25 protein-coding genes and 1 pseudogene are annotated in these 23450 nt (G+C 34.2%); 23 read left to right on the top strand and 3 right to left on the bottom strand.

Annotated elements, in window-relative coordinates; genetic code table 11:
- Window positions 1-56: 56 nt before the first annotated feature.
- The 3 genes from DN408_RS19835 to DN408_RS19845 all read left to right on the top strand — a co-directional run bounded on the left by DN408_RS19835 (window position 57) and on the right by DN408_RS19845 (window position 2196).
- Window positions 57-1253, top strand: a complete 1197-nt coding sequence (locus DN408_RS19835) for an MFS transporter (protein ID WP_147740312.1) — start codon at window positions 57-59, stop codon at window positions 1251-1253.
- Window positions 1237-1437, top strand: a complete 201-nt coding sequence (locus DN408_RS19840) for an NETI motif-containing protein (RefSeq protein WP_000166305.1) — start codon at window positions 1237-1239, stop codon at window positions 1435-1437. The genes DN408_RS19835 and DN408_RS19840 overlap by 17 nt, the downstream gene beginning before the upstream one ends.
- Before the next feature lie 309 nt (window positions 1438-1746).
- Entirely contained in the window at window positions 1747-2196 is a 450-nt protein-coding gene (locus DN408_RS19845) for a VOC family protein (protein WP_002128161.1), read from the top strand.
- 147 nt (window positions 2197-2343) lie between these two features.
- Here the strand turns inward: DN408_RS19845 and DN408_RS19850 are convergent, their stop codons facing one another.
- Window positions 2344-3426, bottom strand: coding sequence for an S-layer homology domain-containing protein (locus DN408_RS19850; RefSeq protein ID WP_033730817.1), 1083 nt, complete (start codon window positions 3424-3426; stop codon window positions 2344-2346).
- Window positions 3427-3810: 384 nt separating this feature from the next.
- Between DN408_RS19850 and DN408_RS19855 the strand changes: the two genes are divergently transcribed.
- The 17 genes and pseudogenes from DN408_RS19855 to DN408_RS19945 all read left to right on the top strand — a co-directional run bounded on the left by DN408_RS19855 (window position 3811) and on the right by DN408_RS19945 (window position 18345).
- Window positions 3811-4233 (top strand): hypothetical protein, encoded by a 423-nt coding sequence (locus DN408_RS19855; RefSeq protein WP_002013802.1) that lies wholly within the window; start codon window positions 3811-3813, stop codon window positions 4231-4233.
- Between the two features lie 25 nt (window positions 4234-4258).
- Window positions 4259-4564 (top strand): WXG100 family type VII secretion target, encoded by a 306-nt coding sequence (locus DN408_RS19860; RefSeq protein ID WP_002110836.1) that lies wholly within the window; start codon window positions 4259-4261, stop codon window positions 4562-4564.
- A 22-nt stretch (window positions 4565-4586) separates the two neighbouring features.
- Window positions 4587-5306, top strand: coding sequence for a DUF5081 family protein (locus tag DN408_RS19865; RefSeq protein WP_002013800.1), 720 nt, complete (start codon window positions 4587-4589; stop codon window positions 5304-5306).
- Window positions 5306-5632 carry an MFS transporter gene (locus DN408_RS19870; RefSeq protein WP_147740313.1) on the top strand — a complete coding sequence of 109 codons (327 nt, stop codon included), beginning with the start codon at window positions 5306-5308 and terminating at the stop codon, window positions 5630-5632. The genes DN408_RS19865 and DN408_RS19870 overlap by 1 nt, the downstream gene beginning before the upstream one ends.
- A 32-nt stretch (window positions 5633-5664) precedes the next feature.
- Window positions 5665-7422: a hypothetical protein gene (locus tag DN408_RS19875; protein WP_235712291.1), complete on the top strand. Its 1758-nt coding sequence runs from the start codon at window positions 5665-5667 to the stop codon at window positions 7420-7422.
- A gap of 11 nt (window positions 7423-7433) precedes the next feature.
- On the top strand, window positions 7434-7823 hold the full coding sequence (locus DN408_RS19880; RefSeq protein ID WP_033730812.1) for an immunity 22 family protein: 390 nt from the start codon (window positions 7434-7436) through the stop codon (window positions 7821-7823).
- 659 nt (window positions 7824-8482) lie between these two features.
- The gene (locus DN408_RS19885) at window positions 8483-9181 is read left to right on the top strand and encodes an AHH domain-containing protein (RefSeq protein WP_147740314.1); all 699 of its coding nucleotides are present in this window, start codon (window positions 8483-8485) and stop codon (window positions 9179-9181) included.
- Window positions 9178-9672: a hypothetical protein gene (locus tag DN408_RS19890; protein ID WP_000873545.1), complete on the top strand. Its 495-nt coding sequence runs from the start codon at window positions 9178-9180 to the stop codon at window positions 9670-9672. Before DN408_RS19885 ends, DN408_RS19890 begins: the two co-directional genes overlap by 4 nt.
- 586 nt (window positions 9673-10258) lie before the next feature.
- Entirely contained in the window at window positions 10259-11041 is a 783-nt protein-coding gene (locus DN408_RS19900) for a recombinase family protein (RefSeq protein WP_033732027.1), read from the top strand.
- Between the two features lie 158 nt (window positions 11042-11199).
- Window positions 11200-12435 (top strand): IS110 family RNA-guided transposase, encoded by a 1236-nt coding sequence (locus DN408_RS19905; RefSeq protein ID WP_078179045.1) that lies wholly within the window; start codon window positions 11200-11202, stop codon window positions 12433-12435.
- Between the two features lie 125 nt (window positions 12436-12560).
- The gene (locus DN408_RS19910) at window positions 12561-13097 is read left to right on the top strand and encodes an HNH endonuclease (protein ID WP_255449121.1); all 537 of its coding nucleotides are present in this window, start codon (window positions 12561-12563) and stop codon (window positions 13095-13097) included.
- Window positions 13094-13585 carry an SMI1/KNR4 family protein gene (locus DN408_RS19915; RefSeq protein ID WP_002110829.1) on the top strand — a complete coding sequence of 164 codons (492 nt, stop codon included), beginning with the start codon at window positions 13094-13096 and terminating at the stop codon, window positions 13583-13585. Before DN408_RS19910 ends, DN408_RS19915 begins: the two co-directional genes overlap by 4 nt.
- A gap of 615 nt (window positions 13586-14200) precedes the next feature.
- Entirely contained in the window at window positions 14201-14983 is a 783-nt protein-coding gene (locus DN408_RS19925) for a recombinase family protein (protein ID WP_147740316.1), read from the top strand.
- A 158-nt stretch (window positions 14984-15141) separates the two neighbouring features.
- A pseudogene (locus tag DN408_RS19930) lies at window positions 15142-16377 on the top strand (IS110 family RNA-guided transposase).
- A gap of 77 nt (window positions 16378-16454) precedes the next feature.
- On the top strand, window positions 16455-16850 hold the full coding sequence (locus DN408_RS19935) for an HNH endonuclease (RefSeq protein WP_086395852.1): 396 nt from the start codon (window positions 16455-16457) through the stop codon (window positions 16848-16850).
- Between the two features lie 15 nt (window positions 16851-16865).
- A complete protein-coding gene (locus tag DN408_RS19940; protein ID WP_033730810.1) occupies window positions 16866-17306 on the top strand; it encodes an SMI1/KNR4 family protein in 441 nt (146 codons plus the stop codon).
- A gap of 721 nt (window positions 17307-18027) precedes the next feature.
- A complete protein-coding gene (locus DN408_RS19945) occupies window positions 18028-18345 on the top strand; it encodes a DUF3895 domain-containing protein (RefSeq protein ID WP_016091764.1) in 318 nt (105 codons plus the stop codon).
- Window positions 18346-18455: 110 nt separating this feature from the next.
- On the opposite strand, the gene DN408_RS19950 is transcribed toward DN408_RS19945, so the two are convergent.
- Entirely contained in the window at window positions 18456-19103 is a 648-nt protein-coding gene (locus DN408_RS19950; protein WP_235712304.1) for a DNA alkylation repair protein, read from the bottom strand.
- Between the two features lie 423 nt (window positions 19104-19526).
- Here DN408_RS19950 and DN408_RS19955 point away from each other — a divergent pair, with 423 nt between their 5' ends.
- Entirely contained in the window at window positions 19527-19985 is a 459-nt protein-coding gene (locus DN408_RS19955) for a hypothetical protein (RefSeq protein WP_050000515.1), read from the top strand.
- A gap of 171 nt (window positions 19986-20156) precedes the next feature.
- Here DN408_RS19955 and DN408_RS19960 read toward each other — a convergent pair whose 3' ends face one another.
- Complete coding sequence (locus tag DN408_RS19960) at window positions 20157-21404, bottom strand: MFS transporter (protein ID WP_003190328.1); 1248 nt, start codon at window positions 21402-21404, stop codon at window positions 20157-20159.
- 221 nt (window positions 21405-21625) lie between these two features.
- Here DN408_RS19960 and DN408_RS19965 point away from each other — a divergent pair, with 221 nt between their 5' ends.
- Complete coding sequence (locus tag DN408_RS19965) at window positions 21626-22207, top strand: TetR/AcrR family transcriptional regulator (RefSeq protein WP_147740317.1); 582 nt, start codon at window positions 21626-21628, stop codon at window positions 22205-22207.
- Window positions 22208-22652: 445 nt separating this feature from the next.
- Complete coding sequence (locus DN408_RS19975; RefSeq protein ID WP_033730807.1) at window positions 22653-23414, top strand: DnaD domain-containing protein; 762 nt, start codon at window positions 22653-22655, stop codon at window positions 23412-23414.
- Window positions 23415-23450 lie beyond the last annotated feature (36 nt).

Below are 23450 nucleotides of genomic sequence, written 5' to 3' on the forward strand. Positions count from 1 at the left end.
TTTGAAGAAACAGTTTATAATGAAAAGTGGAAAGCGTGAAAAGGAGAGGGAAAGGGATGTCGATGCGTTTTACTTTTTGGATTATGGTTGGAATTGTAGCAATCTCAGGTTTGTCACAAGGGATGCTTTTACCTGCCATTGCAATGATTTTTGAACAAGAAGGGGTTAGTTCAAGTATTAACGGTATTCATGCGACGGCATTATATATTGGGATATTAGTTATTTCACCGTTTCTTGAAAAAACGATGCAAAAGTTTGGAATGAAGCCAATTATCGTTATTGGTGGGTTTCTCGTTATTATTTCATTATTCTTTTTTACACAAACTTTTTCATTTTGGGTATGGTTCGTTCTTAGATTTCTAGTTGGAGTCGGAGATCATATGCTTCATGTCGGAACACAAACATGGATTACGACAACATCAGACCCGAGTAAAATAGGTAGACAAGTATCGATATACGGTGTATTCTTCGGAATTGGTTTTGCAGTTGGCCCGTATTTAGCAAGCACTGTTCAGTACGGTCTTGCAACACCATTTATCGTATCTACTATACTTTGCTTAATAGGATGGCTTTTACTACTACCAACGAAAAATGCATTTCCAGCACAAGATGAGGCAAAAACTGAAAGTGAATCATCCTTTTCTCGTTATAAACAAGTCGTTGGATTAGCTTGGATTGCGCTAATTGGTCCGCTCGCATACGGCGTACTTGAAGCGATGTTAAATAGTAACTTACCAGTATACGCGCTTCGTAAAGGATGGTCTGTATCGGAAGTTTCCTTCTTATTACCAGCATTCGCAGTTGGAGGTATTATTACACAAATCCCGCTCGGTATATTAAGTGATAAATACGGAAGAGACCGTATTTTAACGTGGACGTTCAGTGTAAGTACGGGCATTTTCCTACTTGCAGCAGTATTTGATCAATATTACTGGATCGTCTTTGCATGTATGCTTATAGCAGGTATGGTCATTGGCTCGTGCTTCTCACTAGGGCTTGGATTTATGACAGATTTATTACCGAGACACTTACTACCAGCGGGTAATATATTATCCGGAATCGCCTTTAGTATAGGAAGTATTATGGGACCTGTATTAGGAGGCGTATTTATAGAAAAAATACAGTATACAAGCTTTTTTATTGCGGTTATGATTATAATGGGAATTCTCGCAATGGTATATATGGTCTACATGAAGAATCAATTCGCATCAAGAAAAATAGAAAGTAGGTTAGGGCATGACAAAACAACCTAATAAAAAGAAATTTGAAGTACTCGAAAACGAAACAATTACAGACTGCTTAGCGCGTATGGAACAAGAAGGATATGCACCGTCTCGTCGCATGGAAGAACCAATCTTTCATGAAGTGAAGAAAAACGGCAAAACAGAAGTTGAACCATGCGGTAGAAAAATTGTTTTTGAGGGAAAATTGAAGTAATCTCATAACAAATAGCCATCCAATTCATTTGAGTTGGATGGCTTGTTTTTTTACTGAACAATGAAAGGCTTAGCTAGAGATCTTTGTTAGTGAAGGTAGTATAGAGAGAAACTAACTACATGAAAATGTAAATTTAAGGATGATTAATGTATTGAATTTTAGGATTGGGACATCAGTTATAGAGCTGGATACCTATACATTTGAAGGAAAGAACAATTATACAAAAGTAGGATGTTTAAAAATATATTAATTTGTATGATAAAAACAAAACATATTTTAAAAAACTTAGAAAGGAGGGAGAAATATATAATGATACAAAGCATATATGAAACTCATTTACATGTCAGAAATTTAGAAAAGGCAATAGATTTCTATCAAAATAAGTTAGGTTTAGCATTAGCAAAAAGACTATCGAAAAGACGAGTTGCGTTCTTTTGGGTAGGAGAAAATAAAAAACAAATGCTCGGATTATGGGAAGTACATATAAATGAAGAATTTGAGACGAAACACTTCGCTTTTCGTGTAGATTTAGAGTTTTTAAAGACTTCAAAATTATGGTTAGAGAAGCGTGGAATAGAGGTAGTAGGGAGTCAAGGAAAAGGAAATCGAGAACCAATTGTCCAAAGGTGGATGCCAGCTGCAAGCGTATATTTTCTAGATTGTGATGGAAATAAATTAGAGTTTATTTCTATGTTATATGATGATCCAGATGAACTAGAATATGCAACGTATTTAAGTGAATGGAATGCGGAGCACTAAGAAAAATAAAGTGGAACTTTAATCAGTAGTAGTTTTACAGCTTTGTATTATGTTAAATAGATAGAAACAAAATAAAATCCCTCAAGAAAAGGCACGTTCTTGAAGGATTTTTTTATGCTTTATATATTTTATATTGCTTGTAACGTATTAATGATGTTCACTTTTAGATATTTCAGCGCGTTGAATATAACCATCAGAGAAGCTGAAATAAAGAGAATAGCTTCCTCGATTATATATAAAGCCTTCACTAGTCATATCCTCTCCAATTCCATCTGGCTCACCAAACCACTCTTTTAATTCATCGATAGTGATATCCATTTTTACCCATATATATCTAGCGTCCGAAGGGTACATATCAATATTATAATCTCCATATACCGCTGTAGTAGGTGCATCACATTCTGTACATGGTGCTTGCTTCCAAACATCAGGCACTCCAAATTCTTTTTTTACCTCAGATATATCTTTACCCAGTACATCTAATTTAAATGGACCAAACGTCCCATCCTGTAAAGCTGTTGCTAACATTTGTTTCAGTTCTTCTTTTGTATTGATGTTGAAATTATAAGATCTGTTCTTTGCTATTGCATTATAGAAAAATTGTGCATACTGCTCACGTTTCACAAGCATGTTGCCATTAAAATTACCAGACTCGTCACCTTGGGATATCCGGTTACTACGTAGCGTATTTACAGATTCATAGGCCCAATGACCTTTTGGTACATCTTTAAAGTTCTCTTGTCCTTTTGAGTTTAATTGAAATGCCTTTTGCAATACTACTGCCATCTCATACCGATTTAATGCGTCATCTGGACGAAATGCACCTGTTCCATCACCTGTCATAATTCCAGCTTGCGCAATGGCTTTGATATCCTTTTCAAACATATGATTTGTAATATCACTAAACATATTTCCCTGTTTATCATCTGCTATTAAACCTAAATGTCGATTGACTAAAGAAGCAACCTGTCCTCTAGTAATGTTGTCCCCAAAACCAAATTTTCCATTTCCATATCCCTTATAAATCCCTGCTGCTGCTAAGTAATCAATAGCAGTTTTTGACCAGTGGTCCTTTGGTACATCTGTAAATACAGTGTTCGCATTGCCAGCTACTTTATAGTTATTCGTAGTTGTTTGTGCGTTTGCTGTGCCTACCATCATTGTAGTTGCTAGTGCTGTGGTGATTACGAATCCCAAAATTTTTTTAGCTTTGCTTGTTTTCTTGCCCATTTGAGAAAGCCTCCCCAGTTTAATTTAACTTTATTAAATATACGTATTACACATATACATCTAATACAGCTAATACAGCTAATACAGCTAAATGTACACATCGTAATTATAACATGTAAATGATGATCATTTGTAATTAATTCACTTAATGTGGATAAAATTCCAATAATCTATATAAAACTATAATTTTTAGATAATAAATATTCATTGCTATTTAATTGAAGAAAAATGCGAAACCTTTTTATAAAATATGGAAATGTTAAAACCCCTTTGATAGAATAGCAATATGCAAAAATAATTATTTATAAATTCTCAATGTAATGAATATTCATGTTTAAATATACGAATTTAACTACATAGTTATTGTAATAAAGGGGGAGAAAGATGTTAGAGGAATTGTACACTGTTTTTTTAAATGCATCGGGTTTTACAGAAAGCGCGAGGAAACGAGATCAGTATGATAAATTACATGATTATTTAAAAAATCAAGAAAGAGAGTTAAAACGATTCATTCAAGATGCTGAATCAGCGAGGAGAGATTATGAGAGTAAAAGTAATGGCTTAGAAGCTAATAAAATTCCAGCAGTTGAATTTGAACAAAAACGTCATGAAAAGGATGAAGAATTAAATACAGTACTATCCTATTTTAAGAGTGCATTAAGCGATGTTGGATCTGCGATAGGTACAGCTTATGCAAAGTATTTGGAATATAAAGCGAAAGCAGAAGCGGAGAAAGCGTCCGCATACAATGCAGCGACCAAGGCTTTTGAAGAAAAGAAAAAGGAAATTGAAAATCTTATCCATTAAACATATAAAGAATGGGGGAACCCACATGAGTGGTAAAGAGGTTGAAATTATAGGAAGTAACACTGCAAGTGCCATTTCTTACGCGCAAAATATTGAAAATGGTATGAAGGATTCTTTAAACCAAGCGAAAAACTTAAAAGCATACGTTACATGTGCGAACTGGAATGGAAAAACGAGAGATGCCTTTTTAAGTTATCTAGATTTAATCATTCAATATAACTCAGAAATGGTAGAGGCATTTGAAGGACATACGAAAGCTTTGAAAGAGTTAGATAAAAGTATTCAGACGTACGGAGATAGACCGGAAGTAAGGGCGATAAAACAGTTGTGAAGGAGAAATGAGGGATAAAAGAATGGGAAAAGAAATGAATTTTGCACCTGCTGAATTATATGTTCTCGCAGGTGCAGCTGGGGTTACGGATATATTTGGATTGCCAAACCGTGACGTAATTATTTTACTTGATGAAGAATGTGTCACAAAAGCAACTACGAGTTTAAAAGAAAAAGGCTTACTTACAAGCGAAAATGGAATTACCCCTGCAGCTTTTCAAATTATTGAGCTATTAAAGGAATATGAAAATTGTCATGAATACACGAGAATTAATAATGTATTAATTGGTTTTTTGAAACATGATAAAGATCGAGTGGCTGTATTAACAGAAGTAGAGCCAAATAAAAAATACGAGATCGACTACATACCAAAGCCAGACGTATATTTTTCATTATTAACACGCATCCCTTTCTTGTTGAGAGAACCGAGGGAAATAGAAGATACATTTTTCTCAAAGAGAATGACAGAAACAGAACAACAAACATTTGAGGAAAAAGATTTATCAAATAAAGACGTTATAGCGATGGAAACGTATACGAGGCCTCGGAGTAATAGAGGAGGAAAATGGGAATGTTTCTTATATTTCACTGAAGGAGAAGATTTCGTTCAAATAGATGTAGATCGTAATCGATATGACTGGGTGAGCCTCTATGCGGTTAATAAGAAATTGTATGACGTGTTAAAAATGCCGTATAAAAAATTAATTGACCCGAGACAATTCTCGTTAGGAGGTATTGAATAATGCAAGTATCAATGGGAGATGGCGGTTCTAGTGGTGGAGAAGAAGTATTAGTTAATTTTCAAGAACTACTTGATATAGTAATGAAGTTAGAAAACATATATACAATCCATGTAGACGTCATTGGAACGAATATTGAGAGTTTATTAAGCAGTGATTTTTATCAAAAAGGTGAAGCGATGAGAGTAATTGAAAAATATCCTGATATATTACACAAAACACTTGAATTGGCTGAACACTATTCGAGGTCGGCGACAGTTGTAGGGAACGTATGTGTAGAAATGCTTGAAAAGGACGAACAATTACGTGAAATATTAAGTAAGTTGTAGAAATCACCATACGGCTGGGGGATGAAAACGAAATGGATGTGAAATATAGACCTGAACCATGGCAAGACATGGGAGATGGTATGAATCGAATTACAAAAGATGCACTCATAAAATTACGGGACGCAAATGAATCATTAAAAAAAATTGATGGAAGAATACGAGATTTAGACTCAGATGGTAGTATACATTTTAACCCAAAAGATCAATCGCAAAAAATCGGGGAATTACTTGATAGCTATTCGACATTACAAAAATATTGCGGAGAAGCAGGGCGATTGGTGTCTGAACATATAGATAAACCTTTTTTAGTAGAAATGGATAAATTCGCTCAAAAAATGAGAGATACATCTATTCTTAGTTTCGAAACAAATAACCGAATTGGCTCTACAACAACGACAGTATTACCAGATGCGCACGCGGGATACGGAAGTGTACCGCAAACAATAAAAACAAAAAAAGATAAAATAACTGTAGAAGATATTTTTAAAGATTCACCTGCATTTGATAACGTACTGAGAGGGGAATACAAAGAACTAAAAAAACAAAATCCAGATGCAAAACTAAATTATGAAGAATACAAGAAAGTAGTCCCATCCACACGAGGATTTGAATACAAATCGATAGAAGATGAACAGAAAAAACTAGAAATGATACGAGACATAGGAATAGGCGTAGGAATCATCATCACAACAATCCTTTGTCCACCACTTGGGACCGCTGCCGCAGTAGTATACGGCGCTGTACAAATAAAAAGCGGTATCGACGGAGAAGACTGGGGAACACACCGGAAATTGAGCCAAGAAGAACGCACAGCAAACATCATTTTTGGCGGATTAGACGCAATTCCAGTTGTTGGAGCAGTAGGAAAAGGAGTAAAAGCATTCAAAGGCACGAATGAATTAGCTGATTTAGCGAAATTATTAAAATTCAAAGAAGGAATCCCTGGTTTCAATCCAAATTTGGGTAAAAATGTGGTACAATCATTGCGTGATAATAAAGCTACTATGCTTGACCGTTTGAAACTAGCGAGCCTTAAAATAGAGAAATCTGGAAATGGAAAGATGTATCAATTTGGCGAAAAAATAGCCAAAAGCATAGATGATAGGACAGCCAAATCGGCAAGTTTTGAAGTTGACGGAAATGGCTTACTAATATCTAAACAAGGTGGTACAGATTTCCAAAGCTGGGTGAATAAGCATCATACAGAAAGTAATAAGATTATAGATGATAAGATTAAGGGTGTAGAGGCTTCTCTTGCTAGTAAGGGTACGGGTGAAGCTACAGTAAAAAGACAAACTCCAAATCAAAGAAAATCGGAGGTTATTCAAAATAATTTTGTTAAAATTACATCTCGTACTAATATTTATAACCCAAAAGATATTCCTAGTGTAAGAGATGGTGAGTTTATTAAGTGGTTTGACAATATAACTTTAGATGAATTAGAGATAGCGTGGGCTAATCCTGAAGTTAAAAAAGTAATTTCTTCAAGATTGAGATCGCCTGGGAAATTACATGAATGGTTAATGATTGCAAGAGCACCTACTTTTAAAAGATGGGGGATAAGTGCTAAACAAATCCAAGAATTGAGAACACCAACAAAAGATGTTGAGTTTATTAATCCACCAGGGAAACATCATCGTGCGCCGGGTTCTAAGCGAGCGCATAATGAAATATTAGAGATAATAGACACATCACTTGACTATGATACATTTGTAAGAAGGTTACAGATGTGGTCTCATTATAGATACAAGGGTGGAGTAGAAGGATTACCAGGTACTCTAAAAAAATGAGGAGTGATAATATGGAATATAGTGGAATGGCTTCAGTGTGGTTTGGAGTTTCTAAATCGTTTGAAAATCTTGAGGAGTATGTTGATATAGAATATACGGAAGATGGAGATTCAATAGACTCAAAGTTTGGAACAAATTTTGAATTTGGTTATTATGATGAAGATAACATTGAAATTTGTTTTTATGAAAATCCTAAAAATAATGTAGACGATATTTTAAATGATTTTTCTTATAGCGAACTAATTATCCCAAAAATAAAAGAGTTAATAAATGGCGATAAATTAGCATACAGTATTAATTCTGTTATTGTACTCTATGATTTTCAATACAATGAAGCGAAAAGTGGAGATGAATCCGAAAATATAGAAATTAAATTTATTGGTACTGTACCATACAAATAGCTCGTACAAGTTCGTTAGTTTAAACGTACTATTTGTCATGAAATACAAAAGATTTCATATTCTCAGTATCAAAATTGTACATACAAACTTAAAGTGACTAGTGACTTAAAAACTTAGAAAACATGTGAACTTAAAGCACTTGATTGTCAACTAAAGGAAACAAGTGCTTTTTATTTTAAGGTAGACAAGAAAAGAGAATGAAAACGAATTTGTTTTTGATGTGGATAGAAAAAATATATGGTGTTTGAAAGTAAGTACTCCACGATGGTTGTACCATCATGGAGTACTGTGTGCAATGAGAGAATAGAAAACGAAGTACGAGCTTAGGCGATATGACATTTTACTAGGCGATGAATATAATCACATGGAATGTATATTAAACTAAGAACTCGTACAAGCTCGTCAATTTTAACTTAGTAGTTGTCATGGCATGTAAAAGGTGTCGTACTGTTAATACAAAACTTACAGATCTTATAAATCTTACAAATTTATGCTACTTAAAAACATATGAACTGAAAGCACTTGATTGTCGACTAAAGGCAACAAGTGTTTTTTAATAGATAGGTATGCTTTGAGTGTATAAAAAATATTTTTATGAATTAGGGCTAACAGAAATTACTAGTATTATATAATTGAAAATACATTAGTAAAAGGTTTAAATAATAGCTTTCTCCTTCATTAGAGGTGAAGAAGTATTACTTGATGGAAGCGTACGTAGATACGGTGGAACGAACTTCAGTGAAAGCGTAAAAGAAGCTCATGATGCCTCAAAGGCGAGTATTCAGAGTAGGATCTCGAATTTGGAGAGTGGTGGGGTTAAGGGTACGGGTGAAGCTACTAGACTTATTCCAGGTACCCCTGGAAAGGTTACAGGAGGTAGTTCTACAAAATTAGGGCAAAATTTATTGGAATCCATGGGGCTTCCACGTTCTGCATCACGGAAAGGATATCAGGCGCAACATATAATACCTAAAAATTTAAGAAATCATCCGGTATTAAAGAAAATTGGAATGGATATGGATCATGCTGATAACGGGATATTTTTACCGATACCAGCAAAAGATCCAAGTGCTTTGTCTAGGCATAGAGGATTTCATAGTGTATATAATAATGTGGTTAAAGATCAGTTAGATAAATTAAATATCAATCAAAGTATTAAGGAGTTGGAACAACAAGTATTTGAATTGCAACAAAAATTAAAAAAAGGTACAGAAAGTGGCTTGCCATTATACAAATCAAAGGTATTAGAAATTGGTATTGAGAAGTTTTACAAAACAAAATTAAATGAAGAAATAAAGATTTGGCAAAGAGGTGGCGGTGCTACTGAAGAACTTTGGGAAAGGTGGATAAATAAATGAAGTACGGAAAAAACACTCAATTAGTCGAAGAGGTTATTAATTTTATTACAAATTTACAACTTTTTCATAATGAAAACCTTCTAAATCGTGATGTTGTTATGGTTAATGAGTATGAAAGAGCACAAGAATTGGCATGGTCTCAAGATTTGGATGAGGTTGAAAACGTTTGGGAAGATATTAAATCCTCAGAAGGTGGGGAAATAATAGGACAATTATATGAGCATGATTTAAACTCTATGGAGCGTCCTATAAGGGAGATTATTCAATCATCTGAGAACTATCCAGGTGATTTTGTATTACAATATATTGATATTTTTGAAGAAATAATTGGAGATTTACATATGTGTGCACTAAATCGTTTAGTAAATGGAAAAGTTGATAATTTTTATGAAAGAATCTTTGAGGTTTATAAGCTTGGGGGATGGCCTTGTGGATGGGAAGGTGAATATCCACAAGGGAGAATAATTGTATATTCACCAGATAAAAAATAAAGTATATTTGTAGTGGAAAGAAAAACAATAAGTGGTTTAAAAGTAGAGACCCATGATGGTTGTACCATCATGGAGTATTACGTACAATGATAGAACAGAAAACGAGGTGCGAGCTTAGGTGAGATGACATTTTACCGAAAGATGAATATAAACGCATGGAAGAGACATAAAATTAACGAACTCGTACAAGCTCGTTAGTTTTAAATTAATATTTGTCACGATATATATAAGGTGTCATACTATTATTATAAAACTTATAAATTAAAGCTACTTAAAAACAGATGAACTTAAAGCGCTTGATTGTCAATTATGGCAACAAGTGCTTTTTTGCATTTTAGAGTAGAAATAAGTTGGTAAACGTATAATTTTATAAATGTATTAAGTGTTAAATTTTATAAACTGTAGTGGCTTTGTACAGTGTACGACACTACTAGAGAAAAAACTATTGTAAAAATAAAGGGTTGTATTATGTTTTGAAGTCATCGTAAAGTACGTTTTAACGGATTTACGTTACGAACACGTTATCCGCAAAAAAACGGATAAACGTTACAGGGACTCAAATTACTGTAACGGGAGGGGATTTATGATGGGAAAGAAAGTAGTTGGTTACATACGAGTTTCAACGGAAGGACAAGTACGTGATGGGTATAGTTTAGCGTATCAAATAGAAGAGATTGAACGTTACTGTAACGAAAATAATTTAGAACTACTTCGTGTGTATGAAGATAGAGGATTAAGCGGAGCGACTGTTGATGAAGAGGGATTAACAGTTGAACGTGATGGACTACAAGAGCTATTGTCGGATATGGCGTTTAAACAAGTAAGCTATGTTGTTGTGTTGAATACATCACGATTGTGGCGCTCTGATATGGCGAAAGTATTAATACAACGAGAACTAAAGAAACATGAAGTGGATGTGAAGGCAATTGAACAATCAAGCTATAGTATTTACACACATGATCCAAATGACTTTTTGGTGAATGGCATGTTAGAACTATTAGACCAATATCAACGACTTGAAATTGCGTTGAAGTTAAGTAGAGGTAGAAAGAAGAAGGCTGAACGAGGTGGATATGCAGGTGGTGGCGTACTTTTTGGCTACAAGGCCAAAAAAGGACAAAAGGTGTTAGAAGTAGATGCTGGGAAAGCAGTAGTTGTACGTAGACTATTTGAGTTAAGACACATTTTTAAACATTGGTCACTTACCCAATTGGCAGAACAATTGAATGTAGAAGGATACTGCACAGCGAAAGGTAAACAATTTACGAAAGTACAAGTGAAACGCATGTTAGATAGAGAGAATTTTTATCGTGGCATGTATAAATACGGGAAAATACAAACAAAAGGACAACATGCAGCAATTATATAACAGTCTTACTTAAAAAAATCGCTCATTTTACTATATGTACTTATGAAATTATGAAAATGGATAGGCTTGCGTACCTATGCGCATCGGAAGATGAACGCTCGAACTAAGGTTGCCGACATTTTTATATATGACTAAATCATTGAATAGAGGGATGAGTTATGCATAATAGACAGAACTATTTGTATGTAGGAGTAGATTTACATAAGGAGCATCATACGGCTGTTATTATTAATTGTTGGCAAGAAAAATTAGGAGAAATACAATTTGATAATAAACCATCTGCATTTTCGAAGTTTTTATTAGAAGTAGAGACATATGTGAGTGATGGTTTATCAGTTGTATTTGGTTTAGAGGATGTTGGTGGTTACGGAAGAGCGTTAGGGAAATATTTAGTAGATCATGAACAAGTAGTGAAAGAAGTAAATCCAGCTTTATCATTTTTAGAGCGAAAAAGCCATGTGACGACACAAAAAAGTGATAGTTGGGATGCGGAATGTGTAGCACGCATATTGGTAAACAAATTTAATCAATTGCCAGATGCAAAGCCAAACGATTTATTTTGGTCGATACAACAATTGGTTTCAAGAAGGAATGCATTAGTAAAAGCACAAAGTGCATTAAAGAACCAATTACATATTCAATTAAACCACCATTATCCAAGTTATAAAAAGTTTTTCTCAGAGTTAGATGGAAAAACAGCATTAGCGTTTTGGCAGCAATATCCGTCACCCTCTTGTTTAGAGGGAGCGAATATAAAGCAATTAACAGCTTTTTTATTAGATGTTAGCAACAATACATGTTCAGTAAAGAAAGCAAGCGAAATATTAAAACTTGTAAAAGAAGATGGACATACAATGAAGGAATATCAAGAAACACGAGACTTTTTAGTAAGAAGTATTGTACGGGATATTGAGTTTAAAAAGACAGAAATGAAATACATCGAGAGAGAATTAAAACAGCTAGTAAAACTACTAGCTTATCAATTAGAAACGATGCCGGGAATAGAACTTGTGACGGCATCAGCATTAATTGCAGAAATTGGGGATGTAAGGCGATTTCCAAATGCCAACAAATTAGCACGATTTGCGGGGATTGCGCCTGTTTACTTTGGTTCTGGTGGGAAAGGTAAGACACACAAAAGCAAACAAGGAAACAGGGCGCTACACGCTTTATTTTATAATTTAGCAGTACAGCAAGTGCAAGTAGCAAAAGGCAGTAAGATGCCACGAAATCCAGTGTTTCATGCGTACTATCAAAAGAAGCTTAAAGAAGGAAAAACAAAAGGACAAGCATTGGTATGTATTATGAGAAGGCTTGTAAACATTGTATATGGCATGATGAAATATAAAACGGCATATGAATTGCCGATAGTAGAAGAAAAAGAAGTAGTTTAATAAGGTTTACATGGTTTGCTTTTTTATTGTGAGGGTTTAAGATTACAACATAGGGTACGGGTAACGCTGTTCATAGATCTGAAATTGACGAAGTAATTAAAAATAATTACGATAAAGACGGAAATTTGATTAATAGATCAATTGTGCCTAAGGGATATGATAGTGTTGAAGATTTCTTAAAACAAGTAGATGATACTACTATCAAAGAATTTGGGTATGATAGTGTTGAAGAGTTTAAATCAGTAGTAGGATATGTTGATGACTTTTTAAACGCTTCACCTAAAAATAATATAATTAATAAAGGATTGGCAGGAGGAACACATGTGCAGGGTGTAGACTATGATGTGTTAGGTTTTCCTATTTTTAAAGGAGATAACTTAAAATTTACGTTAAAATTAAAGGAAGAATATTATGTTATGAAAGATACAGATCAGTTTAAAGAGTGTACAAGGATATTAAAAAAGGCAATTGAAGAAGGTAAAGTATCAAGGGAACTTTTTACTCCACAACAGCTTAATCAGATTGAAAAGGGGAGAGCAAGAATAAAGGGGCTTACTTGGCACCATCATCAGGTTCCTGGAAAGATGCAATTAGTATTAACAGATATTCATGGGGTTAACCATCTTGGTGGAAATAAATTATGGGGAGAGGGTATTAGATGAGAAAAGATTTAGAGTGGGAATATGCTGATGCAGAAGTATCAGAAACTAAGATTAAAGAAATTGGATTACAATTAGGCTTCCAGTTACCTCAAGATTATATTGATTGTGTAAAAATAAATGGAGGTGCGAGTGTATTACCAGAAGAATTTAATGTAGGCAATGTAGAGCGTTGCTTTGGTAGTTTATTTAGTTTTGATGAGGAAAGTAGTGAGTACATTATTAAAAAGTATGAAATATATAAACCTACGCTTCCGCAAAAGATTTTCCCTATTGCAATTGATCCAGCTGGAAATTTAATATGTTTAGATTATAAAAATAATACAGAAAACCCAATTGTAGTTTTTTGGGAGCATGAGAATGCTGGCGAAAAAGAAATGTTAATGCGTCAAGAAGGTTTAACAGAAGCACAAGTAGAAGAACTGGCAAGAGAAAATGTATTTTATATTGCAGATACATTTACTGATTTTTTAAGTAAATTACACGATTAAAAAATATAATGATGAATGAAAAATAAAGTTTATGTGAAATGGATAGAAAAAATAATAGGGTGTTTGAAAATATATACTCCATGATGGTTGTACCATCATAGAGTAATATGTGCAATGAGAGAATAGAAAACGAAGTACGAGCTTAGGCGATATGACATTTTACTGTGCGACGAATACAAAGACATGGAATGGACATAAAACTAACGAACTCGTACAAGCTCGTAATTTTTAATGTAGTATTTGTCACGATATATAAAAGGTGTCATACTGTTGCCATAAAACTTACAAATTTAATGCTACTTAAAAACAGATGAACTTAAAGCACTTGATTGTCAATTAAAGGCAACAAGTGCTTTTTTGCGTTTTAGCGTAGAAATTTAACAGAGCAATATAATTTTATAAGTGCATTAAGTGTTAAATTTTTATTGTTGTTTTATAGACTGTAGTGGCTATGTACAGTATACGACGATAGTAGAGGAAAAAATAAAGGGTTGTGTTACTTTTTGAAGTCATCGTAAAGTACGTTTTAACGGATGGACGTTATGTACACGTTATCCGCAAAAAACGGGTAAACGTTACAGGGATTGTAATTGCTGTAACGGGAAGGGACTCAATATGGAAGAGAAAGTAGTTGGTTATGTACGAGTTTCAACAGAAGGACAAGTACGTGAAGGGTACAGCTTGGCGTATCAAGTAGAAGAAATTGAACGGTACTGTAACGAGAATGAATTACAACTGCTTCACATATACGAAGATAAAGGAATTAGCGGAGCGACAGTAGATGAAGATGGATTAACAGTTGAACGTGAAGGTCTACAAGAGCTATTGTCGGATATTGCATATCATCAAGTGAGCAAAGTTATTGTACTAAATACATCTCGGTTATGGCGCTCTGATATGGCAAAAGTGTTAATACAACGAGAACTAAAGAAACATGTGGTTGATGTGAAAGCAATTGAACAACCAAACTACAGTATATATGCACATGACCCAAATGACTTTTTAGTAAATGGCATGTTAGAGCTACTAGACCAATATCAACGTCTCGAGATTGCATTAAAGCTAAGTAGGGGCAGAAAGAAGAAAGCGGAACAAGGTGGATATGCAGGTGGTGGTGTACTGTTTGGCTACAAGGCAACAAAAGGACAAAAAGTGTTAGAAGTGGATGCTGAGAAAGCAGTAGTTGTACGTAGACTATTTGAATTGCGACACTTTTTTAGGCATTGGTCACTGACTCAATTGGCAGAACGGCTTAATTTAGAGGGCTATCGTACAGGGAAAAAGAAGCTGTTTACGAAAGTGCAAGTGAAACGTATGTTAGACCGTGAGAGCTTTTATCGAGGGGTGTACACATACGGACAAATACAAACAAATGGGAAACATCCAGCAATTATATAACAGTCGTACTTAAAAAAATCGCTCATTTTACTATAAGTACTTATGAAATTATGAAAATGGATAGGCTTGCGTACCTATGCGCATCGGAAGATGAACGCTCGAACTAAGGTTGCCGACATTTTTATATATGACTAAATCATTGAATAGAGGGATGAGTTATGCATAATAGACAGAACTATTTGTATGTAGGAGTAGATTTACATAAGGAGCATCATACGGCTGTTATTATTAATTGTTGGCAAGAGAAATTAGGAGAAATACAATTTGATAATAAACCATCTGCATTTTCGAAGTTTTTATTAGAAGTAGAGACATATGTGTGTGATGGGATAACTGTTGTATTTGGTTTAGAGGATGTTGGTGGTTACGGAAGAGCGTTAGCGAAATATTTAGTAGATCATGAACGAATAGTGAAAGAAGTAAATCCGGCTTTATCATTTTTAGAACGAAAAAGCCAAGTGATGATACAAAAAAATGATAGTTGGGATGCGGAATGTGTGGCACGCATACTGGCAAACAAATTTAATCAATTGCCAGATGCAAAGCCAAACGATTTATTTTGGTCGATACAACAACTGGTTTCAAGAAGGAATGCATTAGTAAAAGCACAAAGTGCGTTAAAGAACCAACTACATATTCAATTAAACCATCATTATCCAAGCTATAAAAAGTTTTTCTCAGAAGTAGATGGGATAACAGCATTAGCGTTTTGGCAGCAATATCCGTCACCCTATTGTTTAGAGGGCGTTAGTGTAAAGCAATTAACGGCTTTTTTATTAGATGTTAGTCACAATACATGTTCAGTGAAAAAAGCAAGTGACATATTAAAGTTTGTGAAAGAAGATGGATAAACAATGAAAGAGTATCAAGAAATGCGAAACTTTTTAGTAAGAAGTATTGTACGGGAGATTGAGTTTAAAAAGAAAGAAATGAAATACATCGAAAGAGAATTAAAACAGCTAGTAAATCTACTAGATTATCAATTAGAGACGATGCCGGGAATAGAACTTGTGACGGCATCAGCATTAATAGCTGAGATAGGAGATATAAGACGATTTCCCAATGCCAACAAATTAGCACGATTTGCGGGGATTTCGCCTGTTTACTTTGGTTCTGGTGGGAAAGGTAAGACACATAAAAGTAAACAAGGAAACAGGGCGCTACACGCTTTATTTTATAATTTAGCAGTACAGCAAGTGCAAGTAGCCAAAGGAAGTAAGATGCCACGAAATCCAGTGTTTCACGCTTATTATCAAAAGAAACTAAAAGAAGGAAAAACAAAAGGACAAGCATTGGTTTGTATTATGAGAAGACTTGTAAACATTGTATATGGCATGATGAAATATAAAACAGCTTATGAATTGCCGGTAGTGGAAGAAAAAGAAGTAGTTTAATAAGGTTTACATGGTTTGTTTTTTTATTGTAAGGGTTTAAGATTACAACATAGGGTACGGGTAAAAATCCAGAAATAGTGAAATTTACAGAGGAACAATTATCTACTAAACCCTTATATTCTAGAGATCCTGAAAAATGGCAGAAAAAAGGTGGGAAAATCGAAATTAGTGAGGAAGGAATATGGACTTATATTGATTGGGAGATTCCTCCAAATCGAGTTTCTTATCCTGGAGGTTTTCCCGACTTTAAATCTGCTGGGTTGGTAAGACAAGAAGTTCCGATAGGTGAATTTAATAGATATGACATTGATTTTGCTAAGGCTGATGAATTAGCTCCAAATGGACCAAAATTAGATGAAAACACATGGCACCATCATCAAGATTTAACAACAATGCAAGAAGTTAGTAAAGAGATGCACAGAAGATTTCGACATATGGGTGGAATGTCATTAGCTAAGAAGTTAAAAGATTAAATAGGAGTGAAATAAATGAATTTAAATGCTTTTGGTAAAGCAACTGAAGAATCAATTGAAGAATTAGAAGAGTTTTTAGGATTTTTACTTCCGGAAGATTATAAAAATTTTTTAAGTGAATATAACGGAGGGACTTCGAAAGTTAGGTATAGTAAATTTTTTGTTAAAGAATTAAATCAGGAAATCCCTTTAGATGTTTTGTATGGTATAGGTGTAAAAAAAACTTTTGATTTAAGTGAATGCTATGAAGAGTTTGAAGAAGATATGTTACCGACCAGTTTAATCATAGGAGATGATCCGAGTTCAGGGTTAATTGTACTTATTACAGATACTGAAAACCATGGTGTATATTATTGGGATCACTCTTTTTATTTTCCACAGTCTAGTGAAGAAGAAAATACGTATAAAATAGCTGATAGCTTTAAGGATTTTATTAATGGATTGAAGAATCCTTAATTACCAACTTTTATATGTTGTAATTAATAATTTAAGATATTAAGCAAATATACGAAATGGATTACAGTAACTTTATAAATGCTAAAACTATACTTTATACATGAGAATGCTAAAAAATGTGGTGCTTGGTTAAAGATAACAATCATATAGGTAGATGAATAGAAAAGAAAGTGTATTTGCAGTGGAAAAAAAAGAGTAGGCTATTAAAAAGTGCATACTTCAAAACACATGGAATGCATATTAAACTAACGAACTGATAGAAACTCGTAAGTTTTAACGTAGTAGTTGTCATGACATATAAAAGGTGTCGTACTGTTATTATAAAACTGACAAATTTAATGTTACTTAAAAACAGATAAACTTAAAGCCACTTGATTGTCAACTAAAAGCAACAAGTGCTTTTTTACGTTTTAGCGTAGAAATTTAATAGAAAACTATAATTTTATTATGTAAACTTTTTCTGTTTTTTTACATAGTGTATACAACTAACGGGGAGATAAATGTTCACTATTACCTTCATACCTGTTATAAAAAATTCTACAATAGAAGACAGAACGTATATTTGGTATAATCAAAACATACTATATGAAATGATGTACATGAGTTTGAAATTCATGTAATAAGGTAAGTACTACATAACAATAACTAATATTTAAAGTTCTCGTACCTATAGGATTCAGTTCATGTTATACAAATCAGTTGTTAGAAAGGAAAAGATGTAATGAATCAAATTTCATTTGAAGATTTATTTGAAGAAGAAAAAGAGAAAGTGGAGGTAGCTGAGATCCCAGCACCTTTATCGCCCTTGCAAAAAGATATTTTGGGATTATTTAATTCTGAAGAAATAAGTGCACTTGAGCTATGCGAACAATTAATACGATCTGGTAAAATATCAGATGAAAGATTTACAACGAATAAGCCTAAAGCCTTTGGACAAGTATGCTTAATATTAGAAGGGTTTGTTACAGAAGGAAAGCTTACTTTTATCAAAAATGATGAGAAAAGAGATAGGGTATATAAATTGATAGAAGAAGTATGAGATGTATAGAGGGAAATGAATGATTGGTTCCCTTTAACTTTCAGTCCCGTTAGTCTAGTAATGTCCACAAAAAAGGTGTCAATCTTTCCTAGATTGACACCTTCATACTTTTAACACCTTACATATTTACGTTTGAAACCAAGTCTTCCTCTATCAAGTTCTTTCTGAATACTTTCGGAAGCATTTAGAAGACTGCTTTTTTTCTTATCACGTTTTACTTCAACTATACCAACTTCTTTTGCAGTTTCAACTGCCTTGTCGTGTAGTGGCACATATGAAATTGCGACAGTGTTTAGAAAATTATTCATAGCGGATTTTGTTCGTTCTGGTGAATCATGAATCGTATTTTTCACAATTTCAAGCATATCGGAAATCTTGCTTTCGGAAAACTCATTGTCTTTGCGATTTCCTAAAAGCCAGCAGTAGCAACTCCAGCCTGCAGACATTGTAAGCTCATCCCCACTTGCAATCCATCTATCAGCAACATCTTGTGCAATATTTGACTCTGATAAAGTTACTGCCACTACATAATCGGATAGCATATAAAAATATGCCCCGTCCATCCAGCGATCAAAATCAGACTCACTCATAGCTTTTGGATCTGCAATAATACCTGCAAAGTACATAGCATCGTAGTTACCTGTGGCATAAAGTTTCTCAGCCAACTCTTGATTTAATTTTATTTTCTTAGCGATTGGTTTCATAGCACCTGTAGCTACGCCAAAAACCGGCTCGTGCGCACCGTTAGATATGTATATTTTTTTCGTTCTTTCCTTACCGAGGGATTCAAGCTCTTACATAACTGTTTTAAAATCCATAGCTGTGCACTTCCTTCCTTTATATAAAGACCATTTTAATTGTAATTATCTAGTTTATATTTTTATCGAGTCTTCCATACTTCTCAAATTTAATACTAATCGTATGTGAGTAGGATGTCTACTTTCTATAATTCCTTGGCAATTCATTTTGTGATTTCGATATTCCACCTAGTTATAATCATGAGAATATTACATTAAGGTAAACGGAAAGAGACAAAATAGATGTATAACTTTCCGCATAGGTTTTTAAAGTTGGAGAATGTAAATAATATTTTATCTTTGGTACTTTCTCTTTAGTGTTATGTTATTATTTGGTAAGGGAATAAATGGAATTTAAAGTTAAACATGTGAGGTTGGTTATAAATGATAAAGAAATTTACTAGAGTAGTATTAACGGTGGTTATGCCAATCGGTCTTATTGCGGGGTGTGGAACTGCTGAAAAAACTGAAGCAAAAGAGCCGAAAGCGGTACAAGCGGAGAAAAAGGATTATACGGATTACTCATACGGTAGCAAAGGTATATTAGTAAGCGGAAAAGCGAAAGAACGTCTACAATACGAGGTTGGATATATGGAAGATAACAAGTTAATTGGAATCGATGAAACTATTGAGGACTGTATTATTTTAGATAATAAAGATGAAGCAAGCCACATTTGGAAACAAATAGAGCGCGGATCTATTATTGAAGTGCAATATGGTAAGGACCGCAAAGACATCGTAGGGGTACAATTAGTAGGAGATCGTAAGCCATACGAAATTAGTGATAAGTTTGATCGAAATACGATAAATGAGATTGTCGGACAAGTTAAAGGTAATTTGTAATAGATGTATTTCGCTAGTATATGATCTATTATCATGAAATGGCGAATCACATACATAAAAGTTTGGAATCAACGGCATTTTTTATATGAAAATGCCGTTGATTTATTTTAAAAAGTAAAGGGTATTCTATAGTCTTGTAGAAAAACACATATTAAAAAATATACTTATGAATTAGTCTTCTTTTAGTTGTGATGATCGCCGTAAGGTCATTGCCCAAAATAAAAGAGCACAAGCACTAACGGATGCACCTAATATACAAACTCCGTTCCATCCGTAGCTTGCATAAATGTTTGTGGAAAGAATTGCACCTGTTGCACTGCCGATAGAATAAAAAATCATGTAACTGGCAGTGAGGCGACTTCTCGCTTCTGGACGCACTGTGAAAAGTATACTTTGATTGGTGACATGTACAGCTTGCACAGCTAAATCTAAAAGGATAACACCGATAACTAGTAGGAATAGAGAATGGTTCATTAATTTAATTAGGAGCCATGAAAGTAATAATAAGGATAAGGCTATGCCAGTAGTTCTCTCTCCGAATCCGCGATCAGCAAGTTGTCCGGCTTTAGTGGCAGCTAATGCACCAGCAACTCCAGCAAGACCAAATGCTCCGATAGCTGTATGTGATAGATTATATGGTGCAACACTTAGAGGTAAAACTAATGAAGTCCATAAAATACTGAATGAAGTAAAAATAAGCAATGCTAATATTCCGCGAATACGTAAGATCCTTTCTTCTACAAATAATAAGAGAACAGAACGTAATAATTTACGATAGGTCATAGCTGTTTTTTTATGTTCAAGACTAGGTAAATTACGATATAACAAACCAATTACGAAGAGCATAAGTACAGCAGAGGTAAGATAAACGGAACGCCATCCCGCTAGATCTGTTAATGTTCCGGCAAATGTACGTGCAAGTAGAATTCCTATTACGACACCACTCGTGACGAAACCTACTATTCGCCCACGGTCTTTTGGGTTAGCTAAAATGGATGCGTATGCGACGAGTGTCTGCGTAACAGTCGCAAGAATTCCGACTAAGGCCATACCTATAAAAAGTACGGTACTTGAAGGAGCGACTCCGACCACAATTAAAGCGAAAACGGATAAAAGCATTTGAACAATGATAAGTCTTTTTTGGTTTAACAAATCACCAAGTGGAACTAATAAAAGTAATCCGAGTGCATAACAAACTTGAGTAATCGTAATAACGACACCAATAGTTGAATGGTTGATCTTAAACGCATTTGATAAAGAATCAAGTAGAGGATGAGCGAAGTATATATTCGCCACAGCCATCCCGCAAGCTATTGAAAATAATAGAGTTATATAGCGGGGCATGATTGTATTGATAGGTGATTGGAACTGATCATTATTCTGTGTAAGAGCAGCTGTCATTTTTTCTTTAGTATCCATAATATCATCTCCTTTTATTATTAAAATAATGTACCGAACGGTATGTTATTTCGTAAGTCAAATATAATCAGGGATAAGTTGCTATGTCAAGTGAATTGTAAATTAAATTCAGTTTCTTTTGACATATCATTTATAATTTAATACGATATATAATATACTGATTAGTACATAAAAACGTGATTTATAATTTAGAAAACAGGTGAAAAAAGAGGAGGGGTTAAATGGCTCGACTACGTGAATTTGATAAAGAAAAAGCTTTGGATGCTGCTATGCAACTTTTTTGGGAGAAAGGATACGCTGCTACTTCATTAAGTGATCTAACTGCTAAAATGGGAATACAAAGACCGAGTTTATATGCGGCATTTGGTGATAAAGAAGGGCTATTTGAAGCTGCATTACGGAGATACACGAATATACACGCAGCTAGCATTCGAACAAAACTTCAAAAAGAACAATCTGTAAAAGAGGCCATTCGTATATTTTTTGAAAATATGGTGGAAGAGGGATATAAAAAAGAATCAAATAAAGGCTGTTTTTGTATTAACACAATGGTGGAACTTGCTCCTCATAATGAAAAATTTGAAGTGCTGACTAGAGAACATCAAATGTATCTTTCAGTTATATTTCAAGAATTAATTACTAAAGGAATTCAGTCTGGAGAACTGCAAAGTGATGTGAATGCTAAAGCATTGGCACAAACGCTAGTCACTTCATTAATTGGATTAACGGTGTTAATGAAATCTCGCCCAAAACGTTCAGTTGTAGATAATTCGGTATGTATCATATTATCGTTACTAAAATAAATGTAACAGAATTGTATTTCAATCAACTATGTCGATTATAGACACTTTTATTTATAAGCTTTTAACTTTAAGCACTGAATTGTCTACGAAGGCAACAAGTGCTTTTTATTTTCGTGTAAATATGAGCAGGTGAATCATAATGGTTGTCTGCAATATATGAAGATTGTTGGAGACATTTGTAATTAGGCATCGGATAAGAGAGGAATGAAAACACTATATAAGCCCCTTCAAAGCCCCTTATAAGCACCTACCAAGTAATAAATCACTAAGAAAAAACAAAAACAAAAACAACTACAAGAACAAAACAAGCTCGAAAAAATAAAACCGTCGTTGTAGTAGTTAAAAAAATTTGGAACTCGAATGCCAAAACCGTTACCTCATTCCTATATTTATATTGAAGGATTGGAATTTTCCTTTTTACTAGTAAAGAGCGGGAGGAAAACTGATGGCGGTGTACCGTAATGTGCAGGTGAACTTTTGGCAAGATGAATTCATATTAGATTTAACGCCAGAGGAGCGTTATTTTTACATATATTTGTTAACTGGTACGAAAACGAAGCAATGTGGTATTTACATATTACCGAAGCGTTTGGCAGAGCTTGAAACTGGTTACAGTATGGAGACTGTTGAGAAGTTATTGAACCGGTTTGTGGAATACGGGAAGATTTTATATGATGCGGAAACGAAAGAGTTATTCATTATAAATTGGTTACACTATAATCCTATTTTTAATACGAACATAGAGAAATGTGTATTACGTGAGCTGAAAATGGTGAAAAGTAAAGAGTTCCTACATAAGTTTTTACGTAAATGTCTTGAAGAAGAATGCAAGATTCCATTATTACTTCAGTATTTTGGTATGCCAGAGGAAGAGGTTGATAGTAATTCACAACAAGTAATTATTCAAGAGAAGGAAGAGGTAGAAAGAGTAGAGGATGCCACTCCGCATAGTGAAGTTTATAAATTTTACGAACAAAACATTAGTAGTCTATCTCCATATATCGCGAAGGAATTAAAGGAATGGATGCAAAGAGTTTCAGGAGATAAAGTACTAGAGGCACTTAAAATTGCGTTTGAAAATAATAAGGGGACACTTGCTTATGTAAAGGGGATTTTGAGGAATTGGTGTAAGAAAGGACGAGTAAGCTTTAATAAAGGAAAGGAAATAGTGCGTAAGAGAGAAGTATTCAGTTTGTATGATCCATAGCATGAGCAAGTAATGATTTCTTCTTTTCTAAAAGGT

It is taken from the genome of Bacillus sp. AR13-1, from assembly GCF_008042285.1.
GTDB lineage: Bacteria > Bacillota > Bacilli > Bacillales > Bacillaceae_G > Bacillus_A > Bacillus_A mycoides.